Annotated in this window: 2 protein-coding genes; both read left to right on the forward strand. The window is 80.0% G+C overall.

Translation table 11 applies throughout. The features are described 5' to 3' along the window. The first annotated feature begins 84 nt into the window (after positions 1-84). Positions 85-1,080: a 16S rRNA (cytosine(1402)-N(4))-methyltransferase RsmH gene (rsmH, locus tag E9529_RS21355; protein ID WP_236833265.1), complete on the forward strand. Its 996-nt coding sequence runs from the start codon at positions 85-87 to the stop codon at positions 1,078-1,080. Next, positions 1,077-1,628 (forward strand): hypothetical protein (locus tag E9529_RS21360; protein WP_236833266.1); only part of this gene is annotated, 552 nt, incomplete at its 3' end. The genes rsmH and E9529_RS21360, both read left to right, overlap by 4 nt.

Genomic DNA, 1,628 nt, shown 5'->3' on the forward strand with positions numbered 1-1,628 from the left:
CGCCCCACCGCCGCCGTCCCCCCGCGGCCGGCCACGGCGCGGCACCATCGCGGGAGCCCGGGCCGAACCGAGAGGCAGCAGACGATGAGCAGCACCGGACCTGCCGCGGCCCCCGGGCCGGCGCAGCGCCCGGTGCACGTGCCCGTGCTGCTGGACCGCGTCGTCGAGCTGCTCGGCCCCGCCTGCGCCGCCGAGGGCGCCGTCGTGGTCGACGCCACCCTCGGGCTGGCCGGCCACACGCTCGCCCTGCTCGAGGCGCACCCCGGCCTGCGCGTCGTGGGCCTCGACCGCGACCCCGAGGCGCGGGCCGAGGCGACCCGCCGGATCGAGGCCGCCGGGCACGCCGGGCGGGTCACGGTCGTGCCGGCCGTCTTCGACGAGCTCCCCGACGTGCTCGACCGGCTGGGCATCGCCGAGGTGCAGGGTGCGCTGTTCGACCTGGGCGTCTCCTCGCTGCAGCTCGACCGGCCCGACCGCGGGTTCAGCTACTCCACCGACGCCCCGCTGGACATGCGGATGGACCCCGCCGCCCCGCGCACGGCCGCCGACGTGGTCAACACCTACCCGCCCCGCGAGCTGGCCCGGGTGCTGCGGGTCTACGGCGAGGAGCGGTTCGCCTCCCGCATCGCCGCCGCCATCGACCGCGAGCGCGCCCGCGAGCCGTTCACCGGCACCGCGCGGCTGGCCGAGCTGGTGCGGGAGTCCATCCCCGCGGCCACCCGGAGGACCGGTGGCCACCCCGCGAAGCGGACCTTCCAGGCGCTGCGGATCGAGGTCAACGACGAGCTCGGGGTGCTGGAGCGCGCCCTCCCCGCCGCGATCGAGGCCCTCGCCGTCGGCGGGCGCCTCGCCGTCATCACCTTCCACTCCTTGGAGGACCGGATCGTGAAGCAGACCCTGGCCGCGGGAGCGGCGGACCGCACCCCGCCGGACCTCCCGGTGCCGCTGCCCGAGCACGGCCCGGTGCTGCGGCTGCTCACCCGCGGCGGCGAGGCGCCCGGGCCCGAGGAGACCGCCGGCAACCCGCGGGCGGCGTCGGCCCGCGTCCGGGCGGCCGAGCGGATCCGGCGGGCGGCATGACCCGCGCCGCCGTCCGCACCAGCCCCTCCCGCGCGGTGCCCACCCGCGCCGGCTCCACCCGCGCCACCGGCCCGGCACCCCGCGCCTCGGCCCCGGGCGCTCGCGGCACCGGCCGGGCCACCCCCCGCCCGGAGCTGCGGCTGGTCCCCACCGGTGCCGCCGCCCGGCCGCGGCGGCAGCCGCGCGCCGCCGAGCGGTCGCGCACGGCGCCGTTCGTGCTCCTGGCCGTGGGCCTGCTGGCCCTCACCACCCTCGGGCTGCTCGTGCTCAACACCGCCATCGCGGTCGACTCCCTGAAGGCGACGCAGATGCGCGTCGACAACGCCGCGCGCGCCCAGGAGGTGCAGCGCCTCGAGCAGCTCGTCGTCGCCGGCGACACCCCCGCCGACGTGGCCCGGGCCGCCGAGGCCGCGGGGCTGGTCCCGGCCGGCGTCGCCGGCTACCTGGTCCTCGGGGCCGACGGGTCGACGGCGATGCGCGGCACGCCGGCGCCGGCCCCCGCGCCGGAGCCGGAGCCCACGCCCGCGCCGCAGCCGGCACCACCGGCT

The sequence above is a fragment of the Blastococcus sp. KM273128 genome, from assembly GCF_021698975.1.
GTDB lineage: Bacteria > Actinomycetota > Actinomycetes > Mycobacteriales > Geodermatophilaceae > Blastococcus.